Here is a 21,365-nt window from a genome sequence, read left to right as displayed (position 1 = left end):
CTCAGTGTGTGTTCTGGCGCTTTCTGAACGCGCGCCAGCGCAACTGGAACGGCAAGCTGCATTCCTGCGGGCTGCAGCAAAAGACATGGAAGGAAGACCCGTCGAGCAACTACCGCTGGCTCACCACCGTGTAGAGATCTCCGTGGGCCGCGAGCCAATGCGCAGCCCGCGTGCTGTGCTGCTGGCTCGGGTGGAAGTGGCGCGCGAAGTAGGCGCGCCAGGGGCCGAAACACTGACGGGCCAGCCCGCTGCGGCCGAAGAAGAACGATGCGGCGCCGCGCCATGTGCTCCACCTGAACAGCGCGCCGTCGCGCCACAGGTTGTTCACCGTCTGGCGCATGAGGTCGAAGGTGAAGAAGAAGGTCACCGCGAGCATCCATCGCACGCGCCAGGCATGGTTGCCGCCCAGTGCCAGGTACAGGTCGAACGCGGTGCTCTTGTGTTCGGATTCCTCGGCCGAATGCCACAGCCACATGGCGGCCAGGCGCGGCTGCACGCCGGCCAGCCGGGCATGCTGGGCGAGCATCCATTCGGCAAAGATGGCGGTGAAGTGCTCGTTGGCCGCGGTGATGGCCAGCGCATGCCGCGGGTCGGTGCCTTGCAGCCTTGCGACCCGGCGCGCCGCGCGCGGCCCCCAGGCATTGACGAAGCCCTGCCGGTCGAGCTGTTCGTTGAACAGGCCGTGGATGCGCCGGTGGGTCGCCTCCTGGCCGACGAAACCCTGCACTTCATCCTGGAAGCGCGGCTGCTGTTCGGGCGGCAAGGCCTTGAAGCCGTTGCGTACCGAGTCGATGAAGAACTGTTCGCCCACCGGGAAGCTCATCGACAGCGCGTTGAACAAGGCCGTCTGGAAGGCATCACCCGCGAACCAGCGGCGCGGGAACGCTTCGGACAGGTCGATCAGCAGCCGGCGCACGACAAGGTCGGTCACGGTTATCTCCTTGGTACCGCACGGTACCGATGGGCGCCAATGTGCCGCGGGCTCTGTGGTACTGTCAAGTACCAATGAGAGCCAGCTGGTCATGAGCAAGCCCACCGAAGCGCAGGAGCCCCTGCCCGAACACCGCCAGCGCCTGCTGGAGGCGATGTCGCACGCCGTGGCCGGCAAGGGCTATGCGGACACCACGATCAACGACATCGCCGCGCTCGCGCGGGTGTCCAAGCGCACCTTCTACGAACACTTCGGCGGCAAGGCGCAATGCCTCATCGCGCTGTACGAAGCTGCCAGCCACCAGGCCATCAAGGTGCTGAGGCAGTCGCTCGACCCGCGGCAGGACTGGCACGGCCAGGTGGAGCAGACGCTGCGGGCCTATTTCGAAACGCTGGCCAGCAACCCGGTGCTGCTGCGCACGCTGTTCATCGAGATCCTCGGCCTGGGCACCGAAGGGCTGGCCGCACGGCGCCGGGTGAACCGGGCGCTGGCCGATCTCATCGTCGAGGTGGTGTATGCCGGCCAGCCGAAGCGCGTGCGGTCGGACCCGCTGGTGGCCGACATGGCCATGGGCATCGTGGGCGGCATCAACGAACTGGTGCTGCAGGCCATCGAGGCAGATCGGGTGGACCGGCTGGCCGAACTCACCGCGCCGGCCAGCCGGCTGGTGCGGGCGGTGACGAAGGTGCTGGAGGAGTTGTCCTAGGCAGCTGCGAGCCGCGGGTCGGAACCCCAATTCGCCACCACCCCGGCACGCCGCAGATCCGACGCTTCTTCCGCCCCATAGCCCAGCTCTTTCAGCAGCTCATCGGTGTGCTGCCCCAGCGCGGGCGGGGGTGAGCGCACCGGCAGCCGCTGCCCGTCCAGTGCCAGCGGCAACAGCGGTGTGCGGGTGTCGAATGCCTGGCCCGCGCCGGTGGCATCGGCCGGCACCGACACAGGTGCCAGGCCACCGGTTGCGATGAGGTGGGGATCGTCGAACAGGTCCTGCGGCCTGGTGATCGGTGCATAGGGCAAGCCCTGCGCTTCGAAGACCTGCGAGATCTCGGACGCGCTGCGCAGGGCCAGGCGCTCGCGCAGCAGCGGCAGCAGGCTGTCGCGCGCCTGCACCCGCTGGTTGTTGGTGGCCAGGCGCGCGTCGGCCTTGAGATCGTTCCAGCCGAAGGCGTCGCAGAACAGTGCCCACTGGGTGTCGGACACCACCGCCAGGAAGATCTGCTCGCCGTCCCTCACGGTGAACACGTCGTAGATGCCCCAGGCCGAGATGCGGCTGGGCATTGGCGCGGCGGCCTTGCCGGTCACCGCGAACTGCATCATGTGCTGGGCCACCAGGAAGACGTTGTTCTCGAACAGCGCGCTCTGTACTTCCTGGCCGCGGCCAGTGCGCTCGCGCTGTGCCAGCGCCGCCATCGCGCCGATGGCGCCGAACATGCCGCCCATGATGTCGTTGACCGACGTGCCGGCGCGCAGCGGCCGGCCTTCGGGACCGGTCATGTAGGCCAGGCCGCCCATCATCTGCACCACCTCGTCGAGGGCCGTGCGGTGTTCGTAGGGCCCGGGCAGGAAGCCCTTGTGCGAGACGTAGACGAGACGCTCGTTCAGCTTCGACAGCGACGGGTAGTCGAGGCCGAGCCGGGCCATCGTGCCGCTCTTGAAGTTTTCGCTGAAGACGTCGGCGCGGGCGGCCAGCTTCAGCACGATTTCGCGGCCGCGCGGGTCCTTCGTGTCGACCGCGAGGCTCTTCTTGTTGCGGTTGAACATCGGGAAGAAGCCGGCGCCGGAGCCGAGCAGCCGGCGGGTGTTGTCGCCGGTGAGCGGCTCGACCTTGATGACCTCGGCACCCAGGTCGGCGAGGATCATGCCGCAGGTGGGGCCCATCACCATGTGGGTGAATTCGACCACCCGGGTGCCGGCATAGGGCAGGGTGCCGGTGCCGGTATCGCTGTCGTTGACGAGATTCATGTGCAGGCGGCTCCGGCCGTCTCGCGGGGCGTGCGGCCGTCGGCATACACGAAGCCCCTGGGCAGGCCTGCGTCCGGCAGGTGGCCGTAAAGCGGCTCGCCGGGCAGTGCCTCGGCGAGGATGCGCCGCGCGTCGAGCAGGCGTTCCAGGTCGACGCCGGTGTCGTGGCCCATCGCCTCGAGCAGGTAGACCAGGTCCTCGGTGACGATGTTGCCGGTGGCGCCGGGCGCATACGGGCAGCCGCCCAGGCCGCCCTGGCTGGCATCGAAGGTGGTCACGCCGGCGTCGAGCGCGGCCACCACGTTGGCCAGGCCCTGGCCACGGGTGTTGTGGAAGTGCGCGCCGCCGGCCTGCGCACCGAGCTCGGCCTGCAGCCGCCTGAACAGGCGCCCCACCTGGGTCGGTTGTGCGCAGCCGCTGGTGTCGGACAGGCCCACCTCGTCGACGCCGAGTTCGGCCATGGTGGCGGCCATGCGCAGCGTCTCGTCGTCGCTCACGCTGCCCGAGATGGTGCAGCCGAAGGCGACCGACAGGCCGGCTTCGATCTCGACGTGCCGGTAGCGTTCGTTGCGCAGGGCCACCACCTGGCGCACTTCTTCGATCATCTGCGCATGCGTCTTGCGGACGTTGGCCAGCGAATGCGCTTCGGTCACCGACACCGGCAGCGTGATCTTGTGGACGCCGGCCTCGAAGGCGGAAGCAGCGCCGCGCAGGTTGGGCACCAGCGCCGCCACCCGCAGGCCGGCAATCGACAGCGCGTGTGCCACCACCTCGGCGGCGTCGGCCATCTGCGGCAGCAGCCGCGGCGGCACGAAGGAGCAGACCTCGATTTCCTGCAGGCCGGCTGCGGCCAGGGCGCTGATCCAGGCCTTTTTTTCCGCGGTGGGCATGGTGAGCGAAATGCTCTGCAGGCCGTCGCGCGGGCCGACTTCACTGACCAGCAGGCGGGGCGGGGTGGCGGTTGACATGAGGTTGACGTTGCCAGATGGTTCTATAAGATGGAATAGTGTTCTAAAAAAGTATGGGTGGCGCCGCCGGGTGTGTCAAGCCGGAGGCCGGCCGCCTTTTGCCCATGCCGAGAAAAGCTGCCCAACCTTCCGTCGCCGACCAGCAGGCCGCCCCCGGCGGGGCGGCGGCCGTGGACCGTGCGCTGTCGCTGCTGGCGGCATTCCGCCCCGGCGCGGCGGTGCTGTCGCTTGCCGAGCTGGCCGAGCGCACCCGGCTCTACAAGAGCACGGTGCTGCGCCTGCTCGCGTCGCTCGAACACGCCGGCCTGGTGCAGCGCTCGGCCGACGGGCGCTATGCGCTGGGGCCCGAGGTGGCGCGGCTGCACGGCGTCTACGCCTCCGCGTTTTCGCTCGAGGCGGTGGTGATGCCGGTGCTGCGCGACCTGGTGGCCCGCACCCGCGAGAGCGCCGCCTTCCATGTGCGCCAGGGCGAGCATCGGTTGTGCCTGTACCGGGTCGATTCGCCGCAGCCGGTGCGCGACCACACCAGGCCGGGCGACCTGCTGCCGCTGGACCGCGGCGCCGGCGGGCGCGTGCTGATGGCGTTTGCCGGTGCGCGCGGCGCGCGTTACGCACAGATCCGCCGCGACCAGGTGGCGGTGCTGCAGGGCGATCGCCTGCCCGAGCTGGCCGGCGTGTCGGCCCCGGTGTTCGGCGCCGGCGGCGAGCTGCTGGGGGCGGTGACGCTCACCATGCCCGCGCCGCGCCTCGATGCCGGCTTTGCCGGGCCGGTGAAGCTGGCCGCGCGGCGCATCACGGCGGCGCTGGGTGGGGAATACCCCGAGCCGGCGACCTGAGGCCTGTCGCGCCGGTGATAGCTGCCGGCCATGACCCCACACATCATTGCCTTCGCACGGCCGGCCGATCATGCTGGCACCTTCCCACGCTCGAAAGAGGCCAGCCATGACCCAGCCAGCCGCGAACGCAACCACCGTCCACCGCATCTGCCCACTGTGCGAGGCCTGCTGCGGGCTGGAACTGAAGGTGGCCGAAGGCCGCGTGATCTCCATCCGCGGCCACGAGGAAGACGTGTTCAGCGCCGGCTACATCTGCCCCAAGGGCGTGGCACTGAAGGACCTGCACGAAGACCCCGACCGCCTGCGCACGCCGCTGGTCAGGCGCGACGGCCGGCTGGTCGAGGCCACCTGGGACGAGGCGTTCGCCGAGATCGAGCGCCGGCTGATGCCGCTGATCGAGCAGCACGGCCGCGACGCGCTGGGCCTCGTGCTCGGCAACCCGAGCGTGCACAAGATGGGCATCTCGGTCTACCTGCCTCGGCTCATCCGCGCGGCGGGCACCCGCAACTACTTCTCGGCCTCCACGCTCGACCAGATGCCCAAGCAGCTGTCCTCCGGGCTGATGTTCGGCCACTGGCTGAGCGTGGCGGTGCCCGACATCGAGCGCTGCGACTTCCTGCTGATGCTGGGCGCGAACCCGGCGGTGAGCAACGGCAGCATGTGGACGGTGCCCGACTTCCGCGGCAAGGCCAAGGCGCTGCGTGCACGCGGCGGCCAGCTGGTGGTGGTGGACCCGCGACGCACCGAGACGGCAGAGCTGGCCAGCCGGCACCTGTTCATCCGGCCCGGCGGTGACGTGTACCTGCTGCTGGGCATGGTGCACACGCTGTTCGACGAAGGGCTGGTGAACCTCAAGCACCTCGCGCCGCACGTGGCCGGGCTCGAGGCCGTGGCCGAGGCGACCACCGGCCATGCGCCCGAACGCATGGCGCCGCGCTGCGGCATCGAGGCCGCCACCATCCGCCAGCTCGCGCGCGACCTGGCGCGGGCGGAGCGGGCAGCGGTGTACGGCCGCATCGGCACCTGCACCCAGAGCTTCGGCACGCTGGCGAGCTGGCTGATCGACGTGCTCAACGTGCTGACCGGCCACCTCGACGCGCCCGGCGGTGCGATGTTCCCCAAGGCCGCGGCCTTCCAGCAGAACTCGGTCGGACGGCCCGGCAGCGGGCGCGGCATCGTGGTGGGGCGGCACAGGAGCCGCGTGAGCGGTGCGCCCGAGGTCTTCGGCGAACTGCCGGCGGGGTGCATGGCCGAAGAGATCGAAACGCCCGGTGAAGGCCGCATGCGCGCGCTGCTCACGGTGGCGGCCAATCCGGTGCTGTCGGCACCCAACGGCCGGCGGCTGGCGGCGGCGCTGGAGCAGCTGGACTTCATGGTGTGCGTGGACATCTACCTCAACGAAACCACGCGCCATGCCGACGTGATCCTGCCCGGCCTGTCGCCGTTCGAGGAGTCCCACTACGACGCGGCCTTCCCGCAGCTTTCGCACCGCAACCATGCGCGCTACAGCGCGCCGGTCTTCGAAGCGCCGCCCGGGCGGCCGGCCGAATGGGAGATCCTGCTCAGGCTCACCGGCATCCTGCAGGGCCGCGGGGCGCAGGTCGACGTGCCCTGGCTCGACGACGAGCTGCTGAAGGCCGAGCTGGCCAGGACTGCCGGCGCGCATGCCGACGCGGTGATGGCGGCGGTGTCGCGCTACAAGGGCCCCGAGCGCCTGCTCGAGGCCGCGCTGCGTGCCGGGCCCTATGGCGACCAGTTCGGCGCCAGACCCGACGGGCTCACGCTGGCGAAGGTGAAGGCGGCGCCCGGCGGCATCGACCTGGGTGCGATGCAGCCGCGCATTCCCGAAGTGCTGCGCACGCCCTCGGGCAAGGTCGAGCTGGCGCCCGCGCTGGTGATGGCGGACCTGCCGCGTGTCGAGGCCGAGCTGGCGCAGCCGGCGCCCGAGCTGGTGGTCATCGGCCGCCGCCAGGTGCGCTGCAACAACAGCTGGCTGCACAACCTGCCCACGCTGGCGAAGGGGCCGTTCCGCTGCACGGCCCTCGTGCACCCGGCCGATGCGCAGAGGCGGGGCCTGCAGGACGGCGCGCCGGCCCGCATCACCGGCGTCAACGGCCAGTCGGTGGACGCGATCGTCTAGCTGAGCGACGCGATGATGCCCGGCGTGGTGAGCCTGCCGCACGGCTGGGGACACGACGTGCCCGGCACGGTGATGCATGTCGCGTCCGAGCGGCCGGGCGTCAACCTCAATGCCCTGCTGAGCGAGAACGCGCGCGATCCGCTCTCGGGGAACGCGGTGCTGAGCGGGGTGGCCGTCGAGCTGGCGCCGCTGCATTGAGCCGCGGCTTCAACACCCGGAAATGAGGGGGAAAGCTCCCTCGTTTTGGTGATTCACGGGCGGCGTCAGGCCGCCAGAATGGAGTCCGTCGTCACCACTCGTGCAGGGTTCGCAAGACCGGGCGGACGAGACGGTGGCGAACGTGATGGGTCGCGCCCCGGGCCCTTCGGCATCTCGCAAGAGCTGTCACAACAGGGGCGCCAATTCGACGGCGGCAGCACCTTCACCAGCAACGGTGCTGCCGTTCCAGCTCCCCGGTTTCGTGGACACCGCCGGACGCAGGCGCTACCGACAAGCGCCGCCAATCCGGTGGTGGCTCACACCTTCTTCCTTCCCAGACATCACTGCACCCGGAACACGGCCACCGCTTGTGCGCCGAGGTTCACGGCGGCGTTGCCGCCGGCGTCGGCCGACACCATGGTGCCGGCGCCCGAGGCGGGCCACAGCTGCGTGAGCGTCGCATGGGCCGGCAGGCTGGCGAGCGCGGCGGTCGCGGACTGCGCGCCGTAGTTGAAGGCGACCACCGTGCGTTCGTTGCCCAGGCTGCGCTGGAAGCTCATCACGCTGCCGGCTGCGGCCGCGAATTCGTAGCGGCCGCGGGCCAGCGACGGCGTGGCATTGCGCAGGGCGATCAGGCTTCTGTAGAAGTTGAGCAGCGAGTTCGCGTCGGCCTGCTGGGCGGCCACGTTGTGGGTGGCCATGTTGGCCGAGGGCGCGCGAAACGGTGTGCCCGAGGTGAAGCCGCTCGCCTGGGCGGTCCAGCTCATCGGCGTGCGCAGCTTGTGGTCGCCGGAAAGGCCGGCGCCGCCCGCCATGCCGATTTCCTCGCCGTAGTAGATGAACGGCGTGCCGGGCTGCAGCAGGTAGGTGGCCGCGGCCAGCCGGTATTGCGCCGCGTTGCCGCCCAGCTGGTCGTGAAGCCGCTCGCCTGCAAAGCTGTCGTGGTTCGACACCATGGTGGCGATCGAGCCGGGCGCGGTCTTGAAGTAGTCGGCCACCAGCTTCACCGCGCTCGGTGCACCCTTGGCCGCGTTGACGATGTCGTGGTTGTGCCCGAAGGCGAAGGCGCTGCCGCAGCCTGCAGCCGGGTCGGCGAAGCCGAGCGACGCATTCGGCGCCTCGCAGACCATGTAGCGCTGCGCATAGCCGTCGAGCAGGCGCCGCACGCCGCTCATGATGGTGTGGTTCTCGGGCTGCGAGTCCCAGGCCTGCGGGCCGTTCTCGACCAGGTGGCCCACCGCGTCGAAGCGGAAGCCGTCCACGCCACGGTTGAGCCAGAAGCGCATCGAGTCGTGATGCCAGGACAGCACCGCCGGGTTGCGCAGGTTGAAGTCGGGCATCTGGTCCCAGAAGGCGGCGAAGTAGGCGCCGTTGCCGGTGGCGTACCACGGGTCCTTGCCGTAGATGTTCCAGCCGCCGGGCTTGGTGGCCTGCCAGACGAACCAGGGGCGGAAGGCGTTGTCTGCGGCGGCTTTCGAATTGACGAAGGCGGGATGCTGGGCGGCGCTGTGGTTGATGACGTAATCGAGGATCACGCCGATGCCGCGGGCATGCGCCTCGCGCAGCAGTTCGTCGAAGTCGGCGAGCGTGCCGTACTGCGGCTCGATGTCGCGGTAGTCGGTGACCGCGTAGCCGTGGTCGCGGTCCTGGCTCTTCGTGATGGGCATGAGCCAGATGCCGCTGATGCCCAGCGCCTTCAGGTAGTCGAGGCTCTGCGTCACGCCCTTGAGGTCGCCGATGCCGTCGCCGTTGCTGTCCTTGTAGCCGCGGACATAGATCTCCATGAACACGCCGGTGTGCCACTCGGCCGGCAGGGTGCTGCCCGGGTCGCTGGCGCTCACGGTGCTGGTGTCCACGGAGGGCAGGTCGGTGCCGCCGCCGGCGCTGGAGCCGCCGCCTCCGCAGGACGCGACGGCCAGGGCCAGCAAGGGCAGGAGCTTACGGGTGGGCATGCACATTTCCTGTGGGTCTGGATGACCGGCGGAAATGTAGTTTGCCTACTTTGCTTTGCGCAACAGCTTGGCGTGCAAGAGCGATGGTTACTATCGGGAACCGAGGGAAAGTCCTGAGATGGGTATGTAGTCCGGCTCCTCGGTCAGCCCATCCACCGCATCGCCGCCTGCTCAACGGTGGCCGACAGCGCGCGATGCTCGCGCCGCTGCTGGCGCAGCCAGCCGGCGTCGTTGCTGGCGAACAGCGAGTCGCGGATCAGGTTCATCGCATCCAGGGCCCGGAGGTCGAGCGCATGGCCGTCGATGCGCGCGAGCGTGCGCAGGATGTCGTCACGCAGCTTCTGGCGCGTCTTGGTCTTGGGGTCGACGATCTCGCCGTCGAGCCCGAAGCGGCAGGCCTGGAACCGGTTGAAGGTGTAGACGAGGTAGTCGTCCTCGGTGGGCTCGAAGGGCTGCTCCTCGCGCAGGTGGCGGCAGATGGTCTGCAGGTAGCAGGCCAGAGCCGCGGCCTTTTCCACCGTGAGCGGCGTGTCGCACACCCGCAGCTCGATGGTTCCGTACTCCGGCTTTGGCCGGATGTCCCAGTAGAAGTCCTTCATCGACTGCACGACGCCGGTGGCCGTCATCTTGTCGAAGAAGACGTTGAACTCGTCCCAGCTGCGGGTGAACGGCGCGCGGCCCGACAGCGGGAAAGCGAACACCGAATTCAGCCGCGCCGAGTCGAAGCCGGTGTCCTGCCCCTGCACGAAGGGCGAGGAGGCCGACAGCGCGATGAAGTGCGGCACGTAGCGCGACAGCGCATGCAGCAGCCACAGCGCGTCGTCGCCGTTGGGGCAGCCGATGTGCACGTGCTGGCCGAACACGGTGAACTGCTTGGCCAGGTATCCGTACAGCTCGCTGATGTAGCGGAAGCGCTCGGTCGGGAAGATCTGCTGCTCGCTCCAGTGCTGGAAGGCGTGCGTGCCGCCGCCGGCGATGGCGATGTTGAGCTTGCGGGCCGCGCGGGCGAGCTGGTCGCGCATGTCGCGCAGCTCGGCCACCAGCGGCGCATGTTCGCGCTGGATGGAGGTGCCGATCTCGATCATGCTGCGCGTGATCTCGGGCTTGATGTCCCAGGCGCCGGTGTGCCTGGCGGTTTCGCGCAGCAGGTCCTCGGCCTGCGGCACGAGGTCGAAATCATGGGTGCTGACGAGCTGCAGCTCGAGCTCGACGCCCATGGTCAGCGCTTCTGAGGTGGCGAAGTCTTGCAGCGGCATGTGTGCTCCTGAAGTGGCCGGCGGGCGGCGGGCTCAGCCCTTGGTTTCCCGGGCGATGGTGCTCAGGCCGAGCTGCGTCCACCAGGGGCCGCTCAGCTGCATCAGCGTGGTGGCGATCAGCAGCGACTGCAGCATCGCGGCGTCAGGCGCCGGCGTTTCGCCCGGCCAGCCGAAGGTGGTGGCGGCCAGCAGCACCGCCACGTTGGTCATGGGTTGCAGCGCCAGCGTCAGCGCGGCCGCCTGGTGCCAGCCCAGGCCGCTGGGGCGCGCCAGTGCGAAGACGGCCGCCGCCTTGCCGAGCAGGCGTGCCAGCAGGATGGCGAGCACCCACGGCCACAGCCGCACCAGGTCGTCGAGCGTGGACAGCACGCCGATCGACAGGAACAGCAGCACCGTGAGGGCCGCGCCGGCGCTGCCGAGCTGGGGCTCGACGGTGAGGTGGTGGCTCATGCGCGCGCGTGCCACCACGCCGGCCAGCAGCAGGGCCAGCAGCGGCGACAGCATCCATTGCGCGGCCAGCATGGCGGCCAGCACCACCAGCGCGATCTGCAGCACGGCAAGGCTGGTGGTGCTGCGCGGCACCCAGCGCGCGAGGTAGGTGAGCGCGATGCCGGCCGCCGCCCCGAGCAGGAAGGAGCCGGCCAGCACGTAGACGGCATTCACCAAAGCGGGCTGCCAGTCCACCCCGGGGGCGGCCGCATCGGCCGACACGACGACGCGCCAGGCCTTCAGTGCCAGCACCGCCAGCACGCTGTTGAGCGCGGCCATCATCAGCACCCGCTCGGTGACCTGGCCGCGCGGCTGTGCCTCGTGGATCACCGTCATCGTGATGACCGGCGAGGTGGACATGGCCACGGCCCCTGCCAGCACCGCCGAATAGGCGGGGGCGCCCAGCAGCATCAGGGCCCAGGTCACCGCGAGGCCGGCGAACGCCGCCTCGCAGATGCAGCTGAGGGTGAGCCACGGGTTGTCGATCAGCCAGCGCGGGCGGATGCGGCTGCCCAGCTCGAACACCAGCATGCCCACGGCCAGGTCGATCAGCGGCTTCCATGGGTCGAGGTCGGTGCGGTCGAGGAGGCGCATGGCCAGCGGGCTGGCCAGGGCGCCCACCAGCATCTGGCCCACGGCGCGCGGCAGCCGGGTGAGCCGGTGCACCAGCTCACCCGCCACCAGCGCCACGATCATCAGCAGCGCCAGCCCCAGCACCGGATCGGCACTGCGCAGACCTTCGAGCGTGTACAGCGGGGCGGACGATGCCGCCGAGGCGACGTAGGACAGCAGGGTCTGGCTATGGAATGAAACGCTCATGCATCGGCGGGCCCGTGTGCCGGGCTTCTGGTTGGGTGGGAGAGGTCGCCAACTCTAGATGGGATGGAGCGTGGCGACGAGGGCGGCGGCTTGTGACTGTTTGTGCCGGCGCGTGACCGAAGGTCAACGCAGGATAGGGGCCTCCCCGGAGGTGGCTCGTCGGCATCGGCGTCGGGCGCTTGTAGGACTGCAGGAAGGTGCCGGCGCTCCGCGGATGTAGCAGCGGCGGCGGCAAAGTAGTTTCATTACCGTAGTTCGCCGTGAGGCCGCTGAAACTACAGCAAGAACATGCCTCAACCTAGGGAACGCCCTGTGATGTGTGTGTAGTTTGACTCCATACGATGCGGCGAAAGCTGGCCAAAGAGGAGTCAAGGTGAACAGTTCGATCGTCGTTTCATGGGCCAGGGCGTTTGCTTCGGCATGCGCTCTGGCAGGTGTGGCGCTGGTGTCCGCTTGCGGTGGCGGCGACGGTAGTTCGGCTCCGGCCCCGAACCCGCTGGACGTGGGCAACAGCACCGAATTCGCCACCGTGCTGGCGGCCGTGCCGGCCGCCTCGTCGCCGGGCGGCGGCGGTGGCGCGACCTCGCTGACCATCCACTACCGCCGGCTCGATGGCAACACCGCCGGCTGGCAGGTGCACAGCTGGGGCGCCGGCAAGGACCCCGGCTGGAACGTCGGCTGGAACCCGAGCGGCAGCGATGCCTTCGGCGCCATCTACGAGGTGCCGCTGCAGGCCGCCACGGGCGAGGTGGGCTACCTCTTCCACAACGGCGACACCAAGGACCACGGCGGCGCCGACCAGCGCCATGTGCTGGTGGCCGGCAGGAACGAGATCTGGCGCATCGAGGGCGATGCGACCACCTACCTCACGAATCCCATCTCGGCCGGTGCGCCGGACATCCGGGCGGTGCGGGTGCACTACAAGCGCTACGACGCGGCCTATGCGAACTGGGGCGTGCACATCTGGGACGGCAGCGGCATCGACGTCGCCGGCCTCAAGGCCGGCGTGACCATCGGCGTGTGGAATGCGCCGGTGGCCTTCACTGACTTCAACAACCCGAGCACGGGCGCCGGCGAGGTGGTGTTCGAGATCCCGGTGCTCAACCCGAAGGACGATCCGGCCAACCGCAAGGCGCTCGAATTCATCATCCACGGCATGGCGCCGAACGAGAACGACAAGGACGGCCGCGACGACAACATCAAGGTCGACTATGCCGCGCTGAGTGCGGTGGCCGGCCAGGTGGGCGACGTGTGGCTGGTGCAGGGCGATGCGACGGTCTACACCTCGGCGCCCGACACGCGTGCGGTGTCGACGACCGATGCGAAGGCCTACTGGCTCGACAAGCGGCTCATCAAGTGGCCGCGTGTGGACGGCTCGGGCGTCTTCAAGCTCTATCACTCGGCCCGGGGCCAGATCGCCGCCGCCAAGGATGCGGCCGTGAGCGGCGCAGACGGCTCGGTCACGCTGGACGTCTTCAGCGGCAGCGTGCCTGGTGCGGCGGCCGAGCGCTTCAGGTATGTGGAGGCGGGCGTCGTGCTGACGGTGAAGGACGCCGACGTGGCGCAACTGGGCAGCCTGCACAAGTCGCAGCTGCTGCTGGTGCAGGAAGACGCCGCCGGCAAGGTGCGCAACGCCACCACCGCCCAGGTGGCGGGTGCCCTGGACGACCTGTATGCCGCAGCCACCGCGGTGAACGACCTCGGCGTGTCGATCGCCGGCGGCTCCACGCGCTTCAAGCTGTGGGCCCCCACCGCCCAGAAGGTCACCGTCTACACCTATGACTCGGGCACCGGCCCTGCGGTGACCTACGACGAGATGGCCTTCGATGCGGCCACCGGCGTGTGGAGCGCCGCGCGCAGCGGCGACCTGTCGGGCAAGTACTACCGCTTCGCCGTCGAGGTGTTCGTGCGGGGTGTCGGCCTCGTGCGCAACTTCGTGACCGACCCGTACTCGGTGAGCCTCACCACCGACTCCCGGCGCAGCTTCATCGCCGACCTGTCGGCGGCGAACCTGAAGCCCGCGGGCTGGGACAACACGCCGGTGCCTGCCACGGTGGCGTCGCAGGTCGACATGACCATCTACGAGCTGCACGTGCGCGACTTCTCGATCAACGACGCGTCGGTGCCGGCGGCCCATCGCGGCAAGTACCTGGCCTTCACCGAGGGCTCGTCCAACGGCATGAAGCACCTGAAGGCGCTGGCCCAGTCCGGCCTGACCGATGTGCACCTGCTGCCGGTGTTCGACATCGCCACCGTGCCGGAGTCGGGCTGCGTGACGCCCAGCGTGACCGGCGGCCCGGCCGACGAGACGCAGCAGGCGGCCATCGGCGCGGTGCGCGATGCGGACTGCTTCAACTGGGGCTACGACCCCTACCACTACACCGCGCCCGAAGGCAGCTATGCCACCGATGCGGCCGACGGCGCGAAGCGCATCGTCGAGTTCCGCCAGATGGTGATGGCGCTGCACGCCGCCGGCCTGCGGGTGGGCATGGACGTGGTCTACAACCACACCAGCGCCTCCGGCCAGACCGAGAAGTCGGTGCTCGATCGCATCGTGCCGGGCTACTACCACCGCCTGAACGCGATGGGCGCGGTGGAGAAGTCGACCTGCTGCGACAACACCGCCACCGAGAACGCGATGATGGGCAAGCTCATGATCGACTCGGCGCTCACCTGGGCCACGCAGTACAAGGTCGACAGCTTCCGGTTCGACCTCATGGCGCACCAGCCGCGGGCGGTGATGGAAGACATGAAGGCGAAGCTCACCGCCGCGGCCGGACGCGAGGTGCAGCTCATCGGCGAGGGCTGGAACTTCGGCGAGGTGGCCGACGGCGCGCGCTTCGTGCAGGCCTCGCAGCTGTCGCTCAACGGCTCGGGCATCGGCACCTTCAGCGACCGGGCGCGCGACCACATCCGCGGCGGCGGCCCGTTCGACGGCGGCACCAGTCTGGTGAGCAACCAGGGCTTCATCAACGGCCTGTTCTACGACGACAACGGCAGCGGCGCGAACCGCAGCCGCACCGACCTGATGTGGGCGGCCGACATGGTGAAGGTGGGGCTGGCCGGGTCCATTCGCGACTACCCGCTCGTCACCCACTGGGATGCGACCCGGCAGCTGCAGCAGCTCGACTACGGCGGCCAGCCGGCCGGCTACGTGACGCAGCCGGGCGAGGTGGTCAACTACGTGGAGAACCACGACAACCAGACGCTGTTCGACATCAACGTCTACAAGCTGCCCATGACCACCAGCACCGCCGACCGTGCGCGGGTGCAGATGCTGGGGGCCGCGCTCAACGTGTTCAGCCAGGGCGTGAGCTACTTCCACGCCGGCATCGACACGCTGCGCTCGAAGAGCCTGGACCGCAACAGCTACAACTCGGGCGACTGGTTCAACCGTATCGACTGGACCTACGGCGACAACTACTTCGGCACCGGCGCGCCGCCGGCCGGGGACAACGGCGACAACTACCCGGTGATCAAGCCGCTGCTGGCCAACGGCGGCATCAAGCCGGCGGCCGCCGACATCGCCCTGGCCCGCGACATGTTCCGCGACCTGCTGAAGATCCGTTCGAGCACGACACTGCTGCGCCTGCGCACGGCCGACGACATCAAGGCCCGGCTCCGGTTCCACAACACCGGCTCGACGCAGAACCCGGTGGTGATCGTGGGCCACCTCGACGGCAACGGCTACGCCGGGGCCGGCTTCAAGGAGCTGATGTATTTCGTCAACGTCGACAAGACCGCGCAGCAGGTGACCATCGACGCGGAAAAGGGCAAGGCCTATGTGCTGCACCCGGTGCAGGACTCGGCATCGGCGGCCGACACACGCGTGAAGACGAGCGCGGCCTACGAGCCGGCCACCGGCCGCTTCACGCTGCCGGCCCGCTCGGCCGTCGTCTATGTGGTGAATTGAGGTGCACTGCCTTGAAAGGGTCAGAATCGCCCCCAATCTCCCGCGCGCCGGGCCGCTGGAGGCCATCTCAACCCTTAGACGACCATGGAAAAACAGAAGCTTTCGTTCCAGGCCGAGGTCAAGCAGCTGCTGCACCTCGTGACCCACTCGCTGTATTCGAACAAGGAGATCTTCCTGCGCGAGCTGATCTCCAACGCGTCGGACGCCTGCGACAAGCTGCGTTTCGAAGCGCTGAACGACAACGCGCTGTTCGAGGATGCGCCCAACCTCGAGGTGCGCATCTCGTTCGACAAGGCCGCCAAGACCATCACGATCAGCGACAACGGCATCGGCATGTCGGCCCAGGAGGCGATCGAGCACCTGGGCACCATCGCCAAGAGCGGCACGCGCGAGTTCATGGGCAAGCTTTCCGGCGAGCAGGCCAGGGACGCCCAGCTGATCGGCCAGTTCGGCGTGGGCTTCTACAGCGGCTACATCGTGGCCGACCGCATCACCGTCGAATCGCGCCGGGCCGGCCTGACGCCGGAAGAGGGCGTGCGCTGGGTGAGCGAGGGCACCGGCGATTTCGAGGTCGAGACCATCCACCGTGACAAGCGGGGCACCGACGTGACCCTGCACCTGCGCGACGACGCCGAGGAATTCCTGAGCGGCTGGAAGATCAAGTCCATCGTTGGCAAGTATTCCGACCACATTTCGCTGCCGATCCTGATGCGCAAGGAGGAGTGGGACCAGGAAAAGCAGGAGCAGGTGACGAAGGACGAGTGGGAGACCATCAACAAGGCGGCCGCCCTGTGGACGCGCAGCAAGGCCGACATCACCGACGCCGAGTACCAGGCCTTCTACCAGCAGCTGTCCTACGACAGCACGCCGCCCCTGGCCTACACCCACAACCGGGTCGAAGGCCGCAGCGAATACACCCAGCTGCTCTACATCCCGGCCAAGGCGCCCTATGACCTGTGGAACCGCGACAAGCGCGGCGGCGTGAAGCTGTACGTCAAGCGCGTGTTCATCATGGACGACGCCGAGGCGCTGATGCCGACCTATCTGCGCTTCATCAAGGGCGTGATCGACAGCGCCGACCTGCCGCTCAACGTGAGCCGAGAGCTGCTGCAGGAAAGCCGTGACGTGAAGGCCATCCGCGAAGGTTCGACCAAGCGGGTGCTGTCGATGCTGGAAGACATCGCGGAGAACCAGAAGGACAAGTACTCAGAGTTCTGGCGCGAGTTCGGCGCGGTGCTGAAGGAAGGCATGGGCGAGGACTTCGCCAACCGGGAACGGCTGGCCAAGCTGCTGCGGTTTTCGTCCACGCATGCCGACGAGGGCGTGTCGCTGGCCGACTATGCGAGCCGCATGAAGGAAGGCCAGGAGGCCGTCTACGTGATCACCGCCGACACGCTGGCCGCCGCCAAGAGCAGCCCGCAGCTCGAGATCTTCCGCAAGAAGGGCATCGAGGTGCTGCTGCTGACCGACCGGGTGGACGAGTGGCTCCTCTCGCACTTGTACGAGTTCGAGGGCAAGCCGCTGCAGAGCGTGGCCAAGGGCGCGGTGGACCTCGGCAAGCTGCAGGACGAAGAAGAGAAGAAGCAGGCCGAGGCGGCAGCCGAAAGCTTCAAGCCGGTGCTCGAGCGCCTGAAGACGGCGCTGGCCGGCAAGGCCAAGGACGTGCGCGTGACCACGCGGCTGGTCGATTCGCCGGCCTGCCTGGTGGTGGAAGAGGGCGACATGAGCGGCCATCTGGCCCGCCTGCTCAAGCAGGCCGGCCAGGAGGCCCCGAACGCGAAGCCCATCCTCGAGGTGAACCCCGAGCATGCGCTGGTGAAGAAGCTGGACGGCAGCGAGCGCTTCGAAGATCTGGCGAACATCCTGTTCGACCAGGCGCTGCTGGCCGAGGGCGGGCACCTGGAAGACCCGGCGGCCTACGTACGGCGCGTCAACACCCTGCTGGCGGGCTAGCCGGTCGGCTGGTCTTCCATTGCCTCGAGCTGCTGGCGCAGCCGGGTGGTCTGCTCGGCCCAGTAGGCCGAGCTGCCGAACCAGGGAAAGGCGGCGGGGAACGCCGGGTCGCTCCAGCGCCGCGCCAGCCAGCCGCTGTAGTGGATGAGCCGCACCGTGCGCAGCGGCTCGATCAGCGACAGCTCGCGTTCGTCGAAGTCGCAGAAGGTGGTGTAGCCCTCGAGGAGGCAGGCCAGCGCACGGCCGCTCACCGAGCGCTCGCCGGGCAGCAGCATCCACAGGTCCTGCACGGCGGGGCCGGTGCAGGCATCGTCGAGATCGACGAAGTGCGGGCCGGCATCGGGCGTCCACAGCAGGTTGCCCACGTGCACGTCGCCATGCAGGCGCTGCTGGCGCAGGCCGGGCACCGCGTCGAAGTGCCGGGCGATGGCAGCCATGGCCTGCTCGGCGGTGCGCTGCCATGCGGGCAGCGCGTCGGGCGGGATCATTTCGCTGGCCAGCAGCCAGTCGAACGCGGCTCGCGCGGGGGCGACCCCGTCCCAGCGCGGGCGATGTTCGAAGGAGCGCTGCCGCGCCACGGCATGCAGCCGGCCGATGAAGCGTCCGACCCAGGTGAGCACCTCGTCGTCGTCCAGTTCCGGGGCTCGGCCGCCGCAGCGCGGGCTGGCCGCCCAGCGCATCTCGCCCTGGCGGGCCAGCGTGGGCGGGTCGCCCAGAAGCAGAGGGCCGCTCGTGTCGGTGCGCTCGAGGACGAGCGGTGCCACCACGGGGACTTCCGCCGCGGCCAGTTCGAGCGCGAAGGCATGTTCCTCGAGGATCTGCGCATCGCTCCAGCGCTGCGGTCGGTAGAACTTGGCCACGATGATGCGGCCGTCCTCGAGGTGCACCTGCACCACCCGGTTCTCATAGGAATTGAGCTGCAGCAGGCGGCCATCGCCACGCAGCCCGACGCTGTCGAGCGCGTCGAGCACCGCATCGGGTGTCAGCTGGGCAAAGGGCAGAGCGCCTGGGGCAGTGTCGTTTTGCATCCACGCATCGTACGTGGTGCGGGCAGGCGCCCGGGCCGGTATCAGGGGCTGCCGCCGTGGGCCGCGGCCAGCGAGTCGATCACCACGCCGCCGATCTGCAGGTCGCGCTCATGCGGCTGGGCCGCCGCCGCGGAGGCTCTTGCTGGCGCGGGCCGGCGCTCGGCTTCCGGGGCCAGCGCCGGTGGCACGCTGTGGAAGTCGCTCTGCATGAAGTTGGTGTCGATGCGGCTGTCCGGCATGAAGAACGAGTCCTGCGCGAACGAAGAGTCCTGCCAAAGCGCAGAGCGCTCCGCGCGGCGGGCGCGCACCGTGTGGGCGAGCGTGGTGCGAGCCTCGCTGATGGTGTAGCCGGCCGCCGGCGGCGCGGGCCGGGCCGCTGCGCCTTGGTGCGGCACCAGCAGCTGCAGCTCCGCCATCGACGGCAGCTGGTTGGCGTGGCACTTCAAGTGCCGCACGCGGCAGGCATTCAGCACGTTCTGCTTGATCAGCGCGGCGCGGCGGGAGCTGGGGCGCTCGGTTTCGAGGTCCACCGCCGCCAGCACGCGGCCGTTGGCGCTGCACACGACGAAGCTCACATGGATGGAGCCCAGCAGGTCGTACCAGTAGCGCACCTTCTGGGCATCGAGCGGCTGGCAGAAACGCACCAGCGGCAGCTTGGCCAGGATGATGTGGTGCGGCAGCGCCTCACGCAGCTGGCGGTAGACCGCGCGCTCGTCGGCAGTGAACAGGGGCCGGGCGGTGAGGGACCATTCGGCGGGCAGCGGCGCCGGGCTGCGCGAGCGCTTGCGCCACCAGGCGGCCAGTGCCAGCAGCAGGCAAGACGCCAGCACGGCGCCAAGAATCCACGCGTTGCCCTGTGTCATACCAATTGCGAGGGGCGGCCAACAGGGCGCCGGCGGCACCCCTCAGGTCAGAGTCGAAGCTGAAACGATCCTATAGACCGCCCCTTGGGGCAGGTATCCCCGAGGTGGGTGGCAGGTCTGGGCGGATCGCAGGGCGGCGTGCGCTCACTCCAGGCCGGCGCGAGATTTGGCGCCGATGGCGGCCTTCACTTCAGCCACCGCATCGAGCAAGGCGTCGAAACGGCGGGCATGGACCTTGAGCCGGTAGTTCATCTCCGCTGCGTGCTCTTCGATCACCTCGCTCATCTGGGTGGCCAGGGTGTCTTCGGGCAGCTTCAGGAAGGCCTGTGACTCGGTGCCGTCGCGCTCGACCTTCGCCCCGGCCTTGCGGGCGATCTTGAGCATGGCGGTGTTTTCGCTCAGCGCATGGATGAACAGCGTGTCGATGTCGCGGTTGCGCGCATGCATCACGGCATGGTCGAACAGCCGGGCCCCGTACCCCTTGCCTCGCGCCGAACTCGCCACCGAGACGCCGAACTCCGCCATGGCCGGGTGGTTGGGCAGTGGCGGCTCCTGCGTATAGGCCAGGTGGGCCATCGCGATGAGCTGGAGCCGGCGGTTGAAGATGCCGAACACCTCGTCGCGTTCGAAGTTCAGCGTGTCGGCATATTTGCGGACCTGCTCGTCGCTGGCGGGATAACCGAAGCGCAGGTAGCGGTCATGCGGCTCGAGAGCCAGGAGATGGTCGGCGATGCGCGGGCGGTGGCGAGGCGCCAGCGAACGGATCGGCACCCACTGGAACAACGCAGCCAGACGCGATGGGACGTCCCGGTTGTCAGCCGGCGAGCCGCCAGGGGTGGCGCCTGCCTTCTGGTGCTGGTCCTTGGGCGGTTGCATGGGGGTGGGTGTAAGGGTTTCTACTTAGTATAGGGGCCGAGGGGCATGCCGCAAGGTGGATTTCCGGTGGGGCGGTTGGCCAAGTCATTGATTTTCGGTATCATGCTCGGCTTTCCTCGACTCGGCTCACGGGGAAAGACCGCCTTCGGGCGGTTCGAGCCTGCCTAAGAGGCCTCGCTTGCAAGAAGAGGCACCGACCGCCGGCCAGAGCCAAACCTCCATTCGAGTACTTCATGAAAACCTTCAGCGCAAAACCCGCTGATGTGAAGCACGAGTGGTTTGTGATTGACGCGACCGACAAGGTTCTCGGCAGGGTTGCCAGCGAAGTGGCCCTCCGTCTGCGTGGCAAGCACAAAGCCATCTACACGCCTCACATCGATACCGGCGATTTCATCGTCATCGTCAACGCCGACAAGATCCGCGTGACGGGCAACAAGGCCGAGCAGAAGGTGTACTACCGCCACTCGGGCTTCCCCGGCGGCATCTATGGCACCAAGTTCAAGGACATGCAGGCCAAGCATCCCGGCCGCGCTCTGGAGAAGGCCGTCAAGGGCATGCTCCCGAAGGGTCCCCTGGGCTACGCGATGATCAAGAAGCTGAAGGTGTATGCCGGCGCTTCGCACCCCCACACCGCCCAGCAGCCGAAGGCGCTGGAAATCTAAGGAGTCGCGATGATCGGCAATTGGAATTACGGCACCGGCCGCCGCAAGTCGTCGGTGGCGCGTGTGTTCATCAAGAAGGGCACGGGCCAGATCACGGTCAACGGCAAGCCGGTGGAGCAATACTTCGGCCGCCAGACCTCGATCATGATCGTCAAGCAGCCGCTGCTGCTCACGAACAACGCCGAGGCCTTCGACATCAAGGTCAACGTGCACGGCGGCGGCGAATCCGGCCAGGCCGGTGCGGTGCGCCATGGCGTGACCCGCGCGCTGATCGACTACGACGCAGCGCTCAAGCCCGAACTGAGCCGCGCCGGCTTCGTGACGCGTGACGCGCGCGAAGTGGAGCGCAAGAAGGTCGGTCTGCACGGCGCTCGCCGTCGCAAGCAGTTCAGCAAGCGCTGATCGAGCTGTACCGACACCGCTGCATTTCGTTGCATACGCAGCGGACTGCAGCCCTCAAGAGGCCACCTCACGGTGGCCTTTTCATTTGCGCTCCCTACAATCAGTTTTCTCTTTTTC

General features: G+C 68.5%; 18 protein-coding genes. 9 read left to right on the top strand and 9 right to left on the bottom strand.

Translation table 11 applies throughout. From position 1 onward, the window contains the following. Nucleotides 1-8 precede the first annotated feature (8 nt). Nucleotides 9-134, top strand: a complete 126-nt coding sequence (locus tag E8D38_RS29260) for a hypothetical protein (protein ID WP_281286080.1) — start codon at nucleotides 9-11, stop codon at nucleotides 132-134. Here E8D38_RS29260 and E8D38_RS04145 read toward each other — a convergent pair. Then, a complete protein-coding gene (locus tag E8D38_RS04145) occupies nucleotides 110-931 on the bottom strand; it encodes a metal-dependent hydrolase (RefSeq protein WP_140626476.1) in 822 nt (273 codons plus the stop codon). The two genes, E8D38_RS29260 and E8D38_RS04145, sit on opposite strands and share 25 nt — an antisense overlap. A gap of 91 nt (nucleotides 932-1,022) precedes the next feature. Between E8D38_RS04145 and E8D38_RS04140 the strand changes: the two genes are divergently transcribed. Beyond that, nucleotides 1,023-1,637, top strand: coding sequence for a TetR/AcrR family transcriptional regulator (locus E8D38_RS04140; RefSeq protein ID WP_181178915.1), 615 nt, complete (start codon nucleotides 1,023-1,025; stop codon nucleotides 1,635-1,637). On the opposite strand, the gene E8D38_RS04135 is transcribed toward E8D38_RS04140, so the two are convergent. Beyond that, complete coding sequence (locus E8D38_RS04135) at nucleotides 1,634-2,893, bottom strand: CaiB/BaiF CoA transferase family protein (protein ID WP_140626475.1); 1,260 nt, start codon at nucleotides 2,891-2,893, stop codon at nucleotides 1,634-1,636. The genes E8D38_RS04140 and E8D38_RS04135 overlap by 4 nt on opposite strands. Continuing rightward, a complete protein-coding gene (locus E8D38_RS04130) occupies nucleotides 2,890-3,861 on the bottom strand; it encodes a hydroxymethylglutaryl-CoA lyase (protein ID WP_140626474.1) in 972 nt (323 codons plus the stop codon). Before E8D38_RS04130 ends, E8D38_RS04135 begins: the two co-directional genes overlap by 4 nt. A gap of 104 nt (nucleotides 3,862-3,965) precedes the next feature. Here E8D38_RS04130 and E8D38_RS04125 point away from each other — a divergent pair, with 104 nt between their 5' ends. The 3 genes from E8D38_RS04125 (at nucleotide 3,966) to E8D38_RS28775 (ending at nucleotide 7,035) form a co-directional block, all read left to right on the top strand. Next, nucleotides 3,966-4,697: an IclR family transcriptional regulator gene (locus tag E8D38_RS04125; protein WP_140626473.1), complete on the top strand. Its 732-nt coding sequence runs from the start codon at nucleotides 3,966-3,968 to the stop codon at nucleotides 4,695-4,697. Between the two features lie 106 nt (nucleotides 4,698-4,803). Beyond that, the gene (locus E8D38_RS04120; protein ID WP_246099351.1) at nucleotides 4,804-6,837 is read left to right on the top strand and encodes a molybdopterin-dependent oxidoreductase; all 2,034 of its coding nucleotides are present in this window, start codon (nucleotides 4,804-4,806) and stop codon (nucleotides 6,835-6,837) included. 12 nt (nucleotides 6,838-6,849) lie between these two features. Beyond that, entirely contained in the window at nucleotides 6,850-7,035 is a 186-nt protein-coding gene (locus tag E8D38_RS28775; protein ID WP_246099350.1) for a hypothetical protein, read from the top strand. A gap of 341 nt (nucleotides 7,036-7,376) precedes the next feature. Here the strand turns inward: E8D38_RS28775 and E8D38_RS04115 are convergent, their stop codons facing one another. The 3 genes from E8D38_RS04115 to E8D38_RS04105 form a co-directional block, all read right to left on the bottom strand. Next, nucleotides 7,377-8,987, bottom strand: a complete 1,611-nt coding sequence (locus tag E8D38_RS04115; protein ID WP_246099349.1) for an alpha-amylase family glycosyl hydrolase — start codon at nucleotides 8,985-8,987, stop codon at nucleotides 7,377-7,379. Nucleotides 8,988-9,130: 143 nt separating this feature from the next. After that, nucleotides 9,131-10,243 carry a YbdK family carboxylate-amine ligase gene (locus E8D38_RS04110; RefSeq protein ID WP_140626471.1) on the bottom strand — a complete coding sequence of 371 codons (1,113 nt, stop codon included), beginning with the start codon at nucleotides 10,241-10,243 and terminating at the stop codon, nucleotides 9,131-9,133. A 33-nt stretch (nucleotides 10,244-10,276) separates the two neighbouring features. Further along, a complete protein-coding gene (locus tag E8D38_RS04105) occupies nucleotides 10,277-11,551 on the bottom strand; it encodes a cation:proton antiporter (protein WP_246099348.1) in 1,275 nt (424 codons plus the stop codon). Nucleotides 11,552-11,924: 373 nt separating this feature from the next. On the opposite strand from E8D38_RS04105, the gene E8D38_RS04100 reads away from it, so the two are divergent. Further along, nucleotides 11,925-15,464 carry an alpha-1,6-glucosidase domain-containing protein gene (locus tag E8D38_RS04100; RefSeq protein ID WP_246099347.1) on the top strand — a complete coding sequence of 1,180 codons (3,540 nt, stop codon included), beginning with the start codon at nucleotides 11,925-11,927 and terminating at the stop codon, nucleotides 15,462-15,464. An 84-nt stretch (nucleotides 15,465-15,548) separates the two neighbouring features. Continuing rightward, nucleotides 15,549-17,417 (top strand): molecular chaperone HtpG, encoded by a 1,869-nt coding sequence (htpG, locus tag E8D38_RS04095; RefSeq protein ID WP_140626470.1) that lies wholly within the window; start codon nucleotides 15,549-15,551, stop codon nucleotides 17,415-17,417. On the opposite strand, the gene E8D38_RS04090 is transcribed toward htpG, so the two are convergent. The 3 genes from E8D38_RS04090 to E8D38_RS04080 form a co-directional block, all read right to left on the bottom strand. After that, nucleotides 17,414-18,445, bottom strand: a complete 1,032-nt coding sequence (locus E8D38_RS04090; protein WP_140626469.1) for a serine/threonine protein kinase — start codon at nucleotides 18,443-18,445, stop codon at nucleotides 17,414-17,416. The genes htpG and E8D38_RS04090 overlap by 4 nt on opposite strands. 41 nt (nucleotides 18,446-18,486) lie before the next feature. After that, nucleotides 18,487-19,308 carry a DUF2726 domain-containing protein gene (locus tag E8D38_RS04085; protein ID WP_140626468.1) on the bottom strand — a complete coding sequence of 274 codons (822 nt, stop codon included), beginning with the start codon at nucleotides 19,306-19,308 and terminating at the stop codon, nucleotides 18,487-18,489. A gap of 144 nt (nucleotides 19,309-19,452) precedes the next feature. Further along, entirely contained in the window at nucleotides 19,453-20,184 is a 732-nt protein-coding gene (locus E8D38_RS04080; protein ID WP_140626467.1) for a GNAT family N-acetyltransferase, read from the bottom strand. 233 nt (nucleotides 20,185-20,417) lie between these two features. Here E8D38_RS04080 and rplM point away from each other — a divergent pair, with 233 nt between their 5' ends. Then, entirely contained in the window at nucleotides 20,418-20,846 is a 429-nt protein-coding gene (gene rplM, locus E8D38_RS04075) for a 50S ribosomal protein L13 (RefSeq protein WP_140626466.1), read from the top strand. 9 nt (nucleotides 20,847-20,855) lie between these two features. Then, nucleotides 20,856-21,248 (top strand): 30S ribosomal protein S9, encoded by a 393-nt coding sequence (gene rpsI / locus E8D38_RS04070; protein WP_140626465.1) that lies wholly within the window; start codon nucleotides 20,856-20,858, stop codon nucleotides 21,246-21,248. Nucleotides 21,249-21,365 lie beyond the last annotated feature (117 nt).

Source organism: Methylibium rhizosphaerae (genome assembly GCF_006386545.1).
Lineage (GTDB): Bacteria > Pseudomonadota > Gammaproteobacteria > Burkholderiales > Burkholderiaceae_C > Pseudorivibacter > Pseudorivibacter rhizosphaerae.
This window is presented reverse-complemented; position numbering and strand designations above follow the sequence as displayed.